Raw genomic sequence first — 14614 nt, 5'->3', positions numbered from 1 at the left:
CCGCAGGCAAATAAAAAAGGGCGCCTGAGCGCCCTTGAGTTTGTCTGCGTTTATTCCTGAGGCAGCGCCACACCCTTCGGCCATAGCAACCAGATATTGCCCTTCTGCTTCATGTCGCCCGCCAGATGACCCGCTTCATCGCCCGTGCCCCAGAACAAATCGGCACGGACCTCACCGGCGATTGCGCCGCCTGTGTCCTGTGCGGCAACCGGACGTACCAGAGCGGTACCGTCAGGACGGGTGGTCGATAGCCAAAGCAGGCTGCCCAACGGAATAACCTTGCGGTCAATTGCCACGCTGTAACCAGACGTCAACGGCACATTCAACGAGCCCCTTGGCCCTTCGTTGCTATCTGGGTTGCGGGTGAAGAATACGTAACTGGGGTTGCTCGCCAACAGCTCGGGGATGCGCGAGGGATTGGCTTTCGCCCATGCGGCGATGCTGCCCATGGTGATGTCTTCCTTGGGTATCGCGCCCTGCTCTACCAACCAGCGGCCAATGGCCCGGTAGGGTCTGCCGTTCTGATCGGCGTAAGCGATACGCAGCTGTTTGCCATTCTCCAGGCGAACCCGGCCAGAGCCCTGAATCTGCAGAAACTGCAGGTCCATCGGATCGGTCAACCAGGCAATCACGGGGGCATTCAGGCCCTGCGCACCAATAGTTGCGGCGTCATCGTAAGGCTTGAGCACGCGCCCTTCGAGACGTCCGCGCAGACGTTTGCCTTTGAGCTCCGGGTAGATGCTTTCCAGATTGACGATGATCAGGTCGTCAGGCACGCCATAGATCGGCACCGAAGCTTTGGCGGTTTTGGTCAGGCTGCCGGGGTAGACCGGCTCGTAGTAGCCGGTGATCAAACCGTCCGCGCTGCCGGTGGCCGAGCGCATGCTGTAGACCTGAAGATTCGCCTGCAGGAACTCACGGATCTGAGCGGCACTGGCATTCGCGGGCACTGTGGCCGCAGCGGCACAGGTCGCGCCCCAGACTGCATCGGCCTTGAGTCGCACACAGGCGCTGCGCCACGAAGCGAAACCGGCTTGCAAGTCGGCATCGGAGACCGCAGGCAGGGCATCCCAGGTCGCTTGGGTGTAAGTGGTATGCGGCGGGGGCGGTGGTTCTGGTGGCGGGGCTGGCTGTTTGTCTCCGCCATCGCAACCGACGAGCAGAATTGCCAACGGCACGGCCCAGGCCAGGCCTTTGCGCCATTGCTTGAAAGAAAGGTTCATGAGCACTGCGGCTCCCCTGGAGCGGTGTGGGCCGCAAGGGTACTCAATGCCCGCACGCGTGTCCAAAGGGCAAGGTGTCAGCTCAGGAATTACAGGTGATGACTGAGGAAATACCGTGTCATGTGTGACACAAATCCTGTGGGAGATTCTATGTTTGCCTGCAAGCGAGTTCTTGATCTTGCAGGACCGGCTTTAGCCGGGAGAGCGGTATGTCGCCAAAGAAAATTTAGCGAACATTCGGACTTCCTCCCGGCTAAAGCGGAACGCCGCCCGGCCGGTCCTACGGAATAGCGCGGTCTATGTGGGAGCGAGGCTTGCCCGCGATAAGGCTGGACACCATCTAAAGTGAACCGCGTCCTGCCCTATCGCGGGCAAGCCTCGCTCCCACAGGACCCTATTCCAATTCAAGCAACTGCGCTCAACCTCACTTCAACTGATTGGCAAACCGGCTCACAGCGCCCACCACCTGTCGGGCGCCTTCCTGGATTTCGACGATCACTGAGCCTGCATCGTTTGCCAGCCCCAGCCCTTGCTCGGCCTGACCCCGGCTGTTGGCCATTCCACGTACGGCGGCGTCCACCAGATTCTGGTTCTGCTGCACCACGTTGACGATTTCCTCGGTGGCTGTGCTCGTGCGCCCGGCCAGTTGCCGGACCTCATCGGCGACAACCGCAAAGCCTCGACCCTGCTCACCGGCCCGGGCGGCTTCAATGGCCGCGTTAAGCGCCAGCAGGTTGGTTTGCTGCGCGATGCCGCCGATGGTCTGAACGATTGAGCTGATCAGCAGCGACTGCTTGCCCAACGCTTCGATGCCTTCTGACGCCGACTGCATTTCGTCCGAAATCTTGCGCATGGTGTCTACAGTGTCCTGAACCACCGTCGCGCCGCGCTGGGCACTCAAGTCCGTACGCTGGGAAATCTCGAAAGCGATGCCTGCCGCTTCACTGACTTCAACCTCGCGCTCGACCTGATCGGTCACCACAGTCGCAAACTTCACAACCTTGTAAAGCTTGCCCTGAGCGTCATGCACCGGGTTATAGGTTGCTTCCAGCCATACCACACGACCACTGGCGTCAATCCGCTTGAACCGGCTGGCAACAAATTCGCCGCGATTCAAGGTCGCCCAGAACTCTTTGTATTTGGATGAAGCGGTTTCTTCAGGCTCGCAAAACATGCTGTGGTGCTTGCCCTTGATCTGCGAAAGGCTGTAACCCATACCGCGCAAGAACTGATCGTTGGCCTTGATAACATGCCCACTGAGATCGAACTCGATGACCGCAGTGGAGCGCAGCAACGCCTGTATGAATCCAGCATTTTCCGTGGCCAGTTCGATCGTTTCGGTGATGTCGGTACCGAAGCAACGAATCTCGGACAACTTGCCATTCTCGCCCATGATCGGATACCAGATCGCCCGCAACCAGGCCAGACTGCCGTCCACTTTGATAAAACGGTAGTTGTCGATGACCGATACGCCACTGTCGACCGCCGCCCGCAAGTTGCGGTAGCACTCCAGCTGTTTGACATAGGCTGGAATGAGATCGTCCAGCGGTCGGCCCAGCACACGGTCGGCGCCATAGCCCAGTGTTTTCAGAAAATTGTCGTTGATTCGGGTAATGCGATAGCTGGGATCAAGCGTGATGGAGAGCATCTGAGCATTCATGCCGACTTCCATCTGCCTGTAGATCGCCAACTCGGCTTGTTGCGCCTGTAATTCCTTTTTCAAGCGAGTGTTGAACATTTCGCCACCGGTCGATGTGTTGAGTATTTCGGTTATCGGCAAAGGGTGAAAAGGGCTTATGACCCTTTGTCAGATTTCACGCAACGCGCTAAACGCAACGAGATGCATAAGGTTGAGCCACTTCGGGTTCACCATTCACCCCCATATGAATGAATAAAGCAGACTTTCTGCCAGTGCGCGTGTTTTTTACAAGATGTTGCGAGCCAGCTTTACTTGGCCGAAGTGTCGTCTAGCATGTGAAGGGTCTCGCGTAGCATCTCCCCGCAGTATCAAGGATGGTCAGCCAGAGTGTGGTGGTCATGAAGATCCCGACCGGCGACCGCTCTATCCTCATGAACGGAGTTGAAAGCCACCGTATGAAAGCAATTGTCACCGGCATCACAGGACAGGATGGCGCCTACCTGAGCGAGTTATTGCTCGAAAAGGGCTACACGGTTTATGGCACCTACCGACGCACAAGCTCCGTGAACTTCTGGCGCATAAACGAACTGGGCATCCAGAATCATCCCAACCTGCACCTGATCGAATATGACCTGACCGACCTGTCAGCCAGCATTCGTCTGCTGCAGAAAACCGAAGCCACAGAAATCTATAACCTGGCAGCGCAAAGCTTCGTGGGCGTGTCCTTCGACCAACCCCTGACCACGGCAGAAATTACCGGCGTCGGCGTGGTCAATCTGCTCGAAGCCATACGCATCGTTAATCCGAAGATTCGCTTTTATCAGGCATCCACCTCCGAGATGTTCGGCAAGGTGCAAGCCATTCCGCAAATTGAAAGCACGCCGTTTTACCCGCGCAGCCCGTATGGCGTTGCCAAGCTTTACGCGCACTGGATGACCATCAATTACCGGGAGTCGTACGGAATCTTCGGTACCAGCGGCATCTTGTTCAACCACGAGTCGCCCCTGCGCGGGCTGGAATTCGTGACGCGCAAGATCACCGACTCCGTGGCCAAGATCAAACTGGGCCAACTGGACGCGTTTTCTCTGGGCAACATGGACGCCAAGCGTGACTGGGGTTATTCCAAAGAGTACGTCGAGGGCATGTGGCGCATGCTTCAGGCTGACGAGCCGGACACCTTTATCCTCGCCACCAACCGCGTGGAAACCGTGCGTGACTTCGTCACCATGACGTTCAAGGCCGTCGGTATGGACATTGAGTGGAAAGGCTCAGGCGAAGAGGAGCACGCGGTCGATGCGGTAACGGGCAAAGTGCTGGTGACGGTCAACCCGAAATTTTACCGTCCGAACGAGGTCGAACTGCTCGTCGGAGACCCGGCCAAGGCGAAGAAAATCCTCGGTTGGGAGTCCAAAACCACGCTAGAGGAGCTGTGCCGAATGATGGTTGAAGCCGATTTGCTGCGTAATGAAAGAGGCATTAGCTTCTGATGACTATTGCTGGCAAGCGCGCGTTGATTACCGGCATCCACGGTTTTACCGGTCGCTACATGGCCGCAGAACTCAAAGCCCAGGGCTGCGAAGTCATTGGCATTGGCCGTCAGCCGTCTGAAGAAGCGGGTTATTACCAGGTCGATCTGGCGGACACTGCAGCATTGCAAAAGCTGTTGGCCGAAATCCAGCCAGACATTGTGGTGCATCTTGCCGCAGTGGCATTTGTCGGACATGGCGTGGCGGATGCGTTTTATCAGGTCAACCTGATTGGCACTCGCAACCTGCTGGAAGCCATTGATGCCTGCGGTAAATCCCCGGACTGTGTGCTGATCGCCAGCAGCGCGAATGTTTACGGGAATGCCTCAGAAGGTTCGCTGGATGAAACAACGCCAGCCTCCCCCGCCAATGATTACGCGGTCAGCAAGTTGGCCATGGAGCACATGGCTAACCTCTGGCAGGCCCGACTACCTTTAATCATTGCGCGCCCGTTCAACTACACCGGCGTGGGCCAGGACGAAAACTTTCTGTTGCCCAAAATCGTCGCGCACTTTTTGCGCAAGGCGGACAGGATCGAACTGGGCAACCTTGATGTGTGGCGCGACTTCAGTGATGTGCGGGCGGTTGTCAGTGCCTATCGGGGGTTGCTGGAGGTTCAGCCTCTTGGGCAGACCATCAACGTCAGCTCGGGCGTCACTCACTCACTGCGCGAAGTGATAGACATGTGCAGCGAAATCACCGGCCATGAGATCATCACCGAAGTAAATCCGGCGTTTGTCCGGGAGAACGAAGTGAAGACGCTGTGTGGGGATAACTCGCGGCTGCGCGGGTTGGTGCCGGAGTGGCAGACGCCGCCGTTGAAAGAGACGCTGCGGTGGATGTTGGAAGGCTGATGCACGGCTAATGATTCACACATCTTGAATTGGAATGGGAATCCTCTGTGGGAGCTGGGCTTGCCCGCGATAAGGCTGGCGCGATTCTCTTTAGATCGCGTCCAGCCTTATCGCGGGCAAGCCCAGCTCCCACAGAGGAGAGCATTTCAATTTAAATGATAAGCACTGCCAATCAGTGCAACGAAGCCTCTCTCGATTTCGCTACGTCTTCAGCTTTCACTTCCCCGTTGCTCTGTCCAAAACGACGCAATACAAACGTGCTGACCGCTGCCAGCTCGGTATCGTTATAGGCGCGGGCGAAGTCGGGCATGCGTTGATCAGCGCGGAGCGTCCCTTGGGTGTGGCCCTCCAGCAGCGTCGCCATCAGGTTGGTGCCTGCCGGGTCGTTGACTGTTTTCAAGCCGATCAAGGTCGCAATGGCCGACTGATTACCCGTACCGTCCAAACGGTGGCAGCCCACGCAGGAGTCAGTGAAGACCTTGCTGCCCAGGCCTTTCTCCGCCTTGTCGTTGACCGCAACCGCTGGCCGCGGCACACCTTCACTACGTGCAGGCGTGGACTTGAGGTACACGGCAATCGCGTTCACATCTTCCGGCGTCAGGTAGCGCAGGCTGTGTTCGACAGCATCCGCCATCGGCCCGCCAGCACCGCCATAACCCGGCGCGTAACCTTTGGACAGATAGCTCACCAAAGCTTCCTGCGGCCAGGCACCGATCCCGTGTTTCGGGTCAGAGCTGATGTTATAGGCGCGCCAGTTGCCAATCTCGCCACCGGCCAGGGATTTACCGCTGCTCATGGCCTGGAAGATATTGCGCGGGGTATGGCATTCGCCACAGTGTCCAGGGCCTTGCACCAGGTAAGCACCGCGATTCCATTCGGCTGACTGTTTGCTGTCCGGCACGAAGCGTTCGTTATCGGCAAAGATCGCGTTCCAGAAGAACATGCCCCAGCGCTGGTTGAACGGGAACGCCAGGTCATTTTCTTTGGGCTTCTGACTGATCGGCTCAAGGCTGAACAGATAGGCCTTGATCGCCAGAATGTCCTCGCGCGGCATCAGTGTGTACGAGGTATACGGGAAGGCCGGGTAGTAATGCTTGCCGTCCTTGCCGACACCTTTTTGCAGCGCGCTGACGAATTCATCGTCGGTCCAGTTGCCAATCCCGGTTTCCTTATCGGGGGTAATATTCGGCGAGTACAACGTGCCAAACGGCAGTTTGAACTCCAGACCACCGGCATAGGGTTTGCCGCCAGGTGTCACGTGACATGCCACGCAATCAGCAGCGCGAGTCAGGTACTCGCCTTTGCTGATGAGGCTTTGATCAGCAGCCTGAACCGTCAGCCCAAAGCTTGCACCCAGTAAGGCGAGCGCATAATTCAACGTTTTCATAACAGCGCTCCTCAAAGAGTGAAATAGCCGGAACGGCTCAGTGGCAGACGACGCTCGCGTACTTTCGACGCGGCGAACACGGCGTTGACCAGCGCTGCAGCAGCAGGCACTGCGCCGGTCTCACCGACACCACCGGGGCTTTCTTCACTCTTGATCACATGCACTTCCACGGGCGGAGCATCACTCATGCGGATCTGCCGATAGGCGTGGAAGTTGGTCTGCACCACCTGGCCTTTTTCGATGAGGATTTCGTTGAACAGCGCAGCCGACAGGCCGAAGAGCGTGCCGCCCTCCATTTGCGATTCGACAGACCGTGGGTTGGTGGCAAAGCCGCAATCCACCACCGTGATCAGACGCTTGATGCGCATCCCTTTGTTAGCCTGCACTTCCAGCTCGACGATGGTCGCCACAAAGCTGCCAAACACGGCACTGACCGCTACGCCTCGACCGTGACCCGCTGGCAGAGGGGTTTTCCAGTCGGCGATTTCTGCAGCTTTCTTCAGTACTGCCTGAGCGCGGGGTTGCTCCTGCATCAGGCTCAAACGGTATTCAACCGGATCAACCTTGGCGTTGTGCGCCAGCTCGTCGATGAAGCTTTCGACGGCGTAAGTGCTGCGCAACGGGCCCACGCCACGCCACCAGGAAACCGGAATAACCTCCGGGTCCTGGCGGATGTAACGCACTTGCAAGCTGTCCAGTTTGTAGACCGGATCGATGGCCACTTCGACGGCGTCAGCATCCACACCGCTTTCCGGCAACTTGCCGACATAGGCGGCCATGACCGAAGCGCCTGCGATTCGGTGTTCCCAACCGACAGGCTTGCCATCTTTACCCAGCGCCGCATTCATGCGATCCACGTAATGCGGGCGGTATTTGTCGTGGGTCATGTCCTCTTCACGGCTCCAGATCAGCTTGATCGGGTAGCTGAGCTGGCGGGCGATGTCCACGGCCTGGAAGATGAAGTCCGACTCCAGACGCCGGCCAAAGCCGCCGCCGATGAGCTGGTTGTGGATAACTACTTTATCCACAGGCAGACCGGCGACCTTGGCCGCGCCCATTTGCGCAAAGCCAGGGGCCTGGCAACCGACCCACAGCTCGCACATGTCCGGACGCACATGAGCAACACAGGTCATGGGTTCCAGCGGCGAGTGAGACAGGAATGGCTGCTGGTACACGGCTTCAAACTGGCTTGAAGCGTTCTTCAGCGCCGCACCGATATCACCGGTCTGCTTGGCGAACACGCCGTCTTTGGAACTGGCGTCCAGCAGCTCTTTGTCCAGCTGTGCGGAATCAATCGACGCATGTGGACCGAAGTCCCATTCGATTTCCAGCGCCTTCAGCGCTTGCTGGCAGGACCAGAAATTAGTCGCAGTAACGGCGACAGCATTCTCCAGGCGGACCACATCGCGCACGCCGGGGACTTTGCGTGCTGCCTCGTCTTTCACGCTGCGCAGCTTGCCGCCATGGACCGGACAGGTGAGCGACGAAGCGATCAGCATTTCGGGGATTTTTACGTCGATGGTGAACTGCGCCGAACCGTTGACCTTGTGCGGCGTGTCCAGACGTTGAGCGGAAGTGCCCAGCAATTTGAAGTCGGCGATAGCCTTGAGCGGGACGTCCTTGGGAACCGGGAGCGCAGCGGCGGCTTCTACCAGTTCGCCATAGGCCAGCGTCTTGCCGTTAGGCCCCAGCACGTGACCGTTTTCGGCACGGCACAGGCTTGGCGCTACGTTCCAGCGAACGGCGGCGGCTTCGATCAGCAGAACCCGTGCGGTTGCTCCAGCTTTACGCAAAGGCTCCCAGGTGTAACGGGTCGATGAGGAGCCGCCGGTGGCCTGAAATTGCAAAATGTTGTCGGTGTACAGCGCCGCGTCGGGCGGCGACTCTTCGATCCTCACCGAGCTGAGCGGGACTTCCAGCTCTTCAGCGACCATCATCGCGATACCGGTCTGCACGCCCTGACCCATTTCGATTTTCGGCGAGATCACAGTGACCTGACCGTCGAGGGCTACGCGCACAAAGGCACCAAAACCCGGAGAGGCCTTGTCACCCAGACGAGCAGTGCTGACCGCTTCGGCCGCCATGCTGCGTGTGGCCATCGGCGGCAGCCAGGTGCTGATCACCAGCCCACCCAGCGAAAGCGCTCCACCCTTGAGCAGCCCGCGACGTGACACCGTCGCAGCAGATCCTTTTACTTCTGACATGATGTCTTCCTTCAGGCCTGACTGACGCTTTTGATGGCGGCACGAATCCGCGTATAGGTCGCGCAACGGCACAGATTCCCGGCCATGGCCTCGGTGATCTGTTCATCGTTGGCATCCGGATGCGCCTGCAGCAGCGCCACGGCAGACATGATCTGCCCCGGCTGGCAGTAACCGCATTGCACGACTTCGTGCGCGAGCCAGGCTTTTTGCACTTCCTGACCGACCGGCAATTCGCCGACGGCTTCAATGGTGGTCACTTTGCGCCCACCCACAGCACTGACCGGCAACACGCAAGAGCGCACCGCCTGGCCATCGAGATGCACCGTGCACACGCCGCACTGGGCAATACCGCAGCCATATTTAGTGCCCGTCAGGCCCAGCACGTCGCGCAGGACCCAGAGCAAAGGCATGTCTTCAGCGACATCCAGCTCATGCTGCTGACCATTGATCAGTAGTGTTTGCATCGTAAAACCTCTGGCATTCATCACGGTTAACCGCTGATGCATCGCCTCGGCGACGCTGGTCCACAGCGGTTTCGGTTCGGTTCGTTATAGTTCTGTGATCACCCGGATCGTTGCCGGGTGATTTAAAAGTAGCGCGCCTGTGAAAACTCCGGAGGATTTAATCCGGCTGGCAGAAACAAAATAAAGAAAGACAGCAGGTACGGCAGCCGCTCTACGGCGTGACTTGCGCAATACCTTGACGAGGATCGTCAGCAATACGGTCGTGCGCGGATAGTACGCGTGTGCTGGCTAAGGACGAAATGCCTAGAACTCCGGGGTTCGTGCCTGATTCCATGCATTTCCTGATTAAACGCTTGGAATACACCCTTACAGGTTTTACACAACTCCGTAGGACCGGCTTTAGCCGGGAGGGGGTCAGAACATCCAGAAGATCTACTTCTATTGAAATACTGTCCTCCCGGCTAAAGCCAGTCCCACGTCATCAGTGATTCCTGTAGGAGATTCTATGCTCGCCCACGTCAGTGATTCCTGTGGGAGCCGAGCTTGCTCGCGATGAACGATAACGCGGTCCGGCTGAAACAACGCGTTGCCTGCATCGCGAGCAAGCTCGGCTCCCACAATGGATATGCGCCAGGCACTAATTACTTCACAAATCTCTGAACTATCGATTTGAGCTTTCCTATTCTTCTCGCTCATCACGCCCACCTAAGATCAGGCCGCGTCACTTGCTTGAGTAATCTTTTGAGGTTGATCGATGAAGCTGGAAATATTCCGCACCCTCTGGGGCTATACCGCGAGCAAAACCCAGGCTCTGGAAGAACTGCTCGAAGCCGGGTTCGACGGAATGGAAGCGCGCCTGCCACTGAGCGCTGCGGAGCGTGCCGAGTTCGCGGCGTTCTTGCGGGCCAATCAGGTGGGCTATATCAGCACTGTCTTCACCGCTTACGACGTGCTGCCAGAACAATCAGCGACAGTCGCCGAACACCTCACTGATCTGGACAAGAAACTGGGCTGGGCGAGTGAGCTGTCGCCACGCTTCGTCAACGTGTTGGCCGGTAATGATCGTTGGCAATTAACACAACAAGTGGAGTTCTTCGGTCAGGCTCTGGAACTGGCGCGCAAGCACGGTCAGTTATGCACTTTCGAAACTCATCGCTCGCGCTCGTTGTTCAATCCGTGGGTGACCCTTGAACTGATTCGGCAATTGCCGGACCTGCGTTTCACCAGCGACATCAGCCACTGGATCGTGACATGCGAGCGTCTGCTCAACGATCCGGAAGATGACCTGAGCGCTTTCGTTGAACGCGTCCATCACATTCAGGCCCGGGTTGGTTACGACCAGGGCCCGCAAGTCCCGCATCCCGCCGCACCGGAATACGCAAAGGAATTGGCCTTCCATCAGCAACACTGGGAAGCGATCTGGCGCTCGCAACAGGAGCGCGGCTATCAAGTCACTACGCTGACGCCAGAGTTCGGCGCCGATGGCTACCTGCATCACCTGCCCTTCACCAATGTGCCGGTGGCCGATTTGTGGTCGCTGAACACCTGGATGGGTAAGACCGAACGCGAACACTTCCAGCGCTTCTCCCAATCCACCTACCGCTAATGGAGCCTGTTGTCATGCCGGATCACTCTCAAGCCATCGCCAACTTCAACAGCATCCCGGTTGTGGATATCGCCGGGCTGTTCAGCACCGATATTGCCCAACGCCAGGCGGTGGCCGAAGACCTCGGCAAAGCGGCGCGGGAAGTCGGCTTTCTGTACATAAAGAATCACGGCATTGATCTCACGTTGATCGATGGACTGCGTCAGGCCGCCAAGGATCTTTTTGCCCAGTCGCTGGATTACAAGATGCAGCATTACATCGGCACGTCGCGCAGCCATAAAGGCTTCGTGCCGGAAGGTGAGGAGGTGTATGCCAAAGGCAAGCCGGACCACAAAGAAGCCTTCGATATCGGCTTTGAAGTGGGTGATGAAGACCCGCTGGTGATCGCCAAAACTCCCCTGATCGGCGCCAACGAATGGCCGGATCTGCCGGGCTTCAAGCCTGCGGTACAAGCTTATTACGCTGCGGTGTTCGCTCTGGGTCGACGACTGTTCGATGGCTTCGCGTTGGCACTCGGCCTGGAAGAAGGCTACTTCGACGCGATGGTCACTCGACCGCCGTCCAAACTGCGCCTGATCCACTACCCCTTCGACGACGCCGCACAGGATGCGCCCGGTATTGGTGCACACACCGATTACGAATGCTTCACGATCTTGCTGGCTGACAAGCCGGGCCTGGAAGTGATGAACGATCTGGGTGAATGGATCGACGCGCCGCCTGTAGAAGACGCGTTCGTCGTCAATATCGGCGACATGCTGGAGGTAATGACCGCTGGTACGTTCGTTGCAACGGCCCATCGGGTCAGAACCGTCAGCGAAGAACGCTATTCATTTCCACTGTTCTACGCCTGCGATTTTCATACGCAAATCAAACCGTTGCCGCAGTTCACCAAGGCAGGCGCACAGGATTACGAGGAGATCACCATCGGCGAACACATGTTCGGCCAGGCACTGCAAACCTATCAGTACCTGCGCAGAAAAGTGGAGAACGGCGAATTGAAGCTTTATGAAAAAGCCCGAAAGCCTTCGAGCTTTGGCCACTTGAAAAACCAGGCTTCAGAACCGCTCTGAATTGCCCGGCTAAACCCTTTTCCCAACTCTACCGTGCTTACCTTTCTCTACTTTGGAGTCTTCGACGATGCGCAATAAAAAGAACATTGCTGTCCGCTTGACCGTGCTTGCCGCCGCCGTGTTTGGCGCGACGCTGGCACACGCCGCCACTACCGTGACACCGGGCGTGTTCAAAGTGGGGATGGAGATCACTTATCCACCGTTCGAATCCTATGACGAGAAGAAAAATGTCGTCGGTTCAGATCCCGAACTGGCGCACATGCTTGCCAAGCACATGAACCTCAAGGCGGACTTCGTCGACACCAAGTTCTCCAGCCTGATCCTCAGCCTGAACTCGGGTCACTACGACGCGATCATCTCGGGTATGTACATCACGCCGGAGCGTCAGACCCAGGCACAAACCATTGCCTACGCCAAAACCGGCGCAGCGATCATGGTGCTCAAGGACAGCAAGATCAAACCCAAGGTGCCGGAAGACCTCTGCGGCCTGAAAGTCGGCCTGGAAAAAGGCACGACCTGGGTTGCCCAGTTCAACAAGCTGTCGGTGGATTACTGTGTGCCGAACAACAAAGGCGCGATCTCGGTCAGCGAATTCCCATCAGCCCCTGAAGTGACTCAGGCGCTGCTGTCGGGCAACGTTCAGGCACAAGTCGAAATCGACGGCGCGGCCGGCATGATCGCCGAACGCACCAAAGGCCGCGTGGTGGTCAGCACTGAGCATTCGATCTATCAGCAGACCCTTGGCATTTACGTGAAGAAGGGCAACGAGGAGCTGTATCAAGCGCTGCTCAAGGCCTTCGACGAGACCAAGAAATCCGGCGAATACGATGCGTTGCTGAAGAAATACAACCTGGAAGCGCCGAGTAACTGATTCACAGCATTAAACGCCCCCAATCGGTAGGAGCGCGTTTGCCCGCGATAGCGTCAGTCGAGTCGATAACTCAGTCGACCTGTAGACCCAATCGCGGGCAAGCGCGCTCCTACAGGTTGCTGTGCGGCTGACCTTGAGGTGTACATGCAATTCGAATGGGCTTACTTTTTTTCTCTGTTTTCGATGGTGGACTTCTGGAAGTCCTGCATCACCGTCATCCAGCTCAGTGCCCTGGGCTGGTTCATCGGCATGCTGCTGGGGTTTCTGCTGGCTTCGGCCAAGCTGTCGGCTTCGCGCTGGGTCCGTATTCCAGCGTCGATTTATATCTGGTTCTTCCGCAGCGTCCCGCTGTTGGTGCTGGTGGTGTTCATCTACAACCTGCCGCAGATGCTGCCATTCACCCGCGACCTGTTCTCCGATCCGTTCTATTCAGGCCTGTTTGCGCTGGTGGTCACGGAAGCGGCGTACATGGCCGAGATCCATCGCGGCGGGCTGATTTCCGTGGCCAAGGGTCAGAAAGAAGCCGGGCGTGCGCTGGGTATTGGCGTCCTGGGCATGCAGCGGCTGATCGTGATCCCGCAGGCGTTTCGTATCTCGCTGCCAACGCTGATCAACGAATACATCACCGTGGTCAAACTGACCTCGATCATCTCGGTCATTTCCCTGACTGAACTGCTGACCGTGGGCCAACGCCTGTACGCGCAAAACTTTCTGGTCATGGAAACCCTGTCGGCCGTGGCAGTGTATTACGTGATGATCGTCACCGTGTTTGGCTGGCTGTTCCACTGGCTCGAACAGCACCTGGAACTGAACAATCGCAAGCCGCAAACCCTGGATGACGCCAGCGTGCAGCAATTAAGGGCCAGCCTTCCGGTGGCTGTTTCGAAAGCAGCCGCTCCGGTCGAAAACGGGCTCGCGCCAGCGCTGCAACTGCACACGATTCATAAAAGTTACGGCAAACACGAAGTGCTCAAGGGCATCAATCTGGACGTAGCTGTGGGTCAGGTAATCTCTATCATCGGTCCGTCTGGCTCAGGCAAGACCTCGTTGATTCGTACCGTCAACGGCCTGGAAAGCATTGATGACGGCGAGATCATTCTGTTCGGCGAGAGCTTCATTCACGCAGGTGACAAGCCGAACAATCCGCAGATCCGTCGCGGGGTGCAGCGCATCGGGATGGTGTTCCAGAACTTCAACCTGTTCCCGCACCGGACGATCCTCGACAACGTCACCCTCGCCCCGCGTTATCACGACCGGGATCGGGTGATCAGCGAGCAACGCGCCTACGCACTGCTGGACAAGGTTGGCCTGCTGGCCCACGCACACAAGTATCCGCATCAGTTGTCCGGCGGGCAGCAGCAACGCGTCGCCATCGCCCGCGCCCTGGCAATGGACCCGCAGATCATGCTGTTCGACGAACCCACCTCTGCGCTGGACCCGGAACTGGTAGGAGATGTGCTGAAGGTCATCAGCGACCTGGCGAAGGAAGGCATGACCATGCTGATCGTCACCCACGAAATGGACTTCGCCATGTCCATTTCAGACCGGGTGATTTTCATGGAAAACGGCGTGGTCCAGGCCGATGCTGGACCGCAGACCATTCGTGCGGGTCAGGCTGGGGAACGGGTGATGCAGTTTATGGGGCTGGATCGCTAATACACTCCCCTCTGTGGGAGCTGGGCTTGCCCGCGATAAGGCTGACGCAGTCCACGACAGAACAGCGTCGCCTGTATCGCGGGCAAGCCCGGCTCCCACAAGGATTGGTGCACC

10 protein-coding genes and 2 pseudogenes are annotated in these 14614 nt (G+C 57.7%); 6 read left to right on the top strand and 6 right to left on the bottom strand.

Annotation, left to right across the window (positions count from 1 at the left end):
- Positions 1–50: 50 nt before the first annotated feature.
- The 3 genes and pseudogenes from mltA to KDX30_RS29890 form a co-directional block, all read right to left on the bottom strand.
- On the bottom strand, positions 51–1223 hold the full coding sequence (mltA, locus tag KDX30_RS22435; RefSeq protein ID WP_231677531.1) for a murein transglycosylase A: 1173 nt from the start codon (positions 1221–1223) through the stop codon (positions 51–53).
- A 424-nt stretch (positions 1224–1647) separates the two neighbouring features.
- A pseudogene (locus tag KDX30_RS29895) lies at positions 1648–2082 on the bottom strand (methyl-accepting chemotaxis protein); the annotation flags it as partial.
- Positions 2083–2190: 108 nt separating this feature from the next.
- A pseudogene (locus KDX30_RS29890) lies at positions 2191–2871 on the bottom strand (PAS domain-containing protein); the annotation flags it as partial.
- Between the two features lie 446 nt (positions 2872–3317).
- On the opposite strand from KDX30_RS29890, the gene gmd reads away from it, so the two are divergent.
- Together gmd and KDX30_RS22420 are read left to right on the top strand one after the other, a co-directional pair.
- Positions 3318–4349, top strand: a complete 1032-nt coding sequence (gmd, locus tag KDX30_RS22425) for a GDP-mannose 4,6-dehydratase (protein ID WP_027901168.1) — start codon at positions 3318–3320, stop codon at positions 4347–4349.
- Positions 4349–5242 carry a GDP-mannose 4,6-dehydratase gene (locus KDX30_RS22420; RefSeq protein WP_231677530.1) on the top strand — a complete coding sequence of 298 codons (894 nt, stop codon included), beginning with the start codon at positions 4349–4351 and terminating at the stop codon, positions 5240–5242. Before gmd ends, KDX30_RS22420 begins: the two co-directional genes overlap by 1 nt.
- Before the next feature lie 172 nt (positions 5243–5414).
- Here KDX30_RS22420 and KDX30_RS22415 read toward each other — a convergent pair whose 3' ends face one another.
- The 3 genes from KDX30_RS22415 to KDX30_RS22405 are packed head-to-tail and all read right to left on the bottom strand — an operon-like array spanning position 5415 to position 9297.
- Positions 5415–6629, bottom strand: a complete 1215-nt coding sequence (locus KDX30_RS22415) for a cytochrome c (RefSeq protein WP_231677529.1) — start codon at positions 6627–6629, stop codon at positions 5415–5417.
- Positions 6630–6640: 11 nt separating this feature from the next.
- Positions 6641–8833, bottom strand: coding sequence for a xanthine dehydrogenase family protein molybdopterin-binding subunit (locus KDX30_RS22410; protein WP_231677528.1), 2193 nt, complete (start codon positions 8831–8833; stop codon positions 6641–6643).
- Positions 8834–8844: 11 nt separating this feature from the next.
- Entirely contained in the window at positions 8845–9297 is a 453-nt protein-coding gene (locus tag KDX30_RS22405) for a (2Fe-2S)-binding protein (RefSeq protein WP_099268981.1), read from the bottom strand.
- Positions 9298–10051: 754 nt separating this feature from the next.
- Between KDX30_RS22405 and KDX30_RS22400 the strand changes: the two genes are divergently transcribed.
- The 4 genes from KDX30_RS22400 to KDX30_RS22385 all read left to right on the top strand — a co-directional run bounded on the left by KDX30_RS22400 (position 10052) and on the right by KDX30_RS22385 (position 14500).
- Positions 10052–10903 carry a sugar phosphate isomerase/epimerase family protein gene (locus tag KDX30_RS22400; RefSeq protein WP_231677527.1) on the top strand — a complete coding sequence of 284 codons (852 nt, stop codon included), beginning with the start codon at positions 10052–10054 and terminating at the stop codon, positions 10901–10903.
- 14 nt (positions 10904–10917) lie between these two features.
- Entirely contained in the window at positions 10918–11973 is a 1056-nt protein-coding gene (locus tag KDX30_RS22395) for an isopenicillin N synthase family dioxygenase (protein WP_231677526.1), read from the top strand.
- A 67-nt stretch (positions 11974–12040) separates the two neighbouring features.
- Positions 12041–12844, top strand: a complete 804-nt coding sequence (locus KDX30_RS22390; RefSeq protein WP_027901175.1) for an ABC transporter substrate-binding protein — start codon at positions 12041–12043, stop codon at positions 12842–12844.
- 144 nt (positions 12845–12988) lie between these two features.
- Positions 12989–14500, top strand: coding sequence for an amino acid ABC transporter permease/ATP-binding protein (locus KDX30_RS22385; protein ID WP_231677525.1), 1512 nt, complete (start codon positions 12989–12991; stop codon positions 14498–14500).
- Positions 14501–14614 lie beyond the last annotated feature (114 nt).

It is taken from the genome of Pseudomonas quasicaspiana, assembly GCF_021147825.1.
GTDB lineage: Bacteria > Pseudomonadota > Gammaproteobacteria > Pseudomonadales > Pseudomonadaceae > Aquipseudomonas > Aquipseudomonas quasicaspiana.
This window is presented reverse-complemented; position numbering and strand designations above follow the sequence as displayed.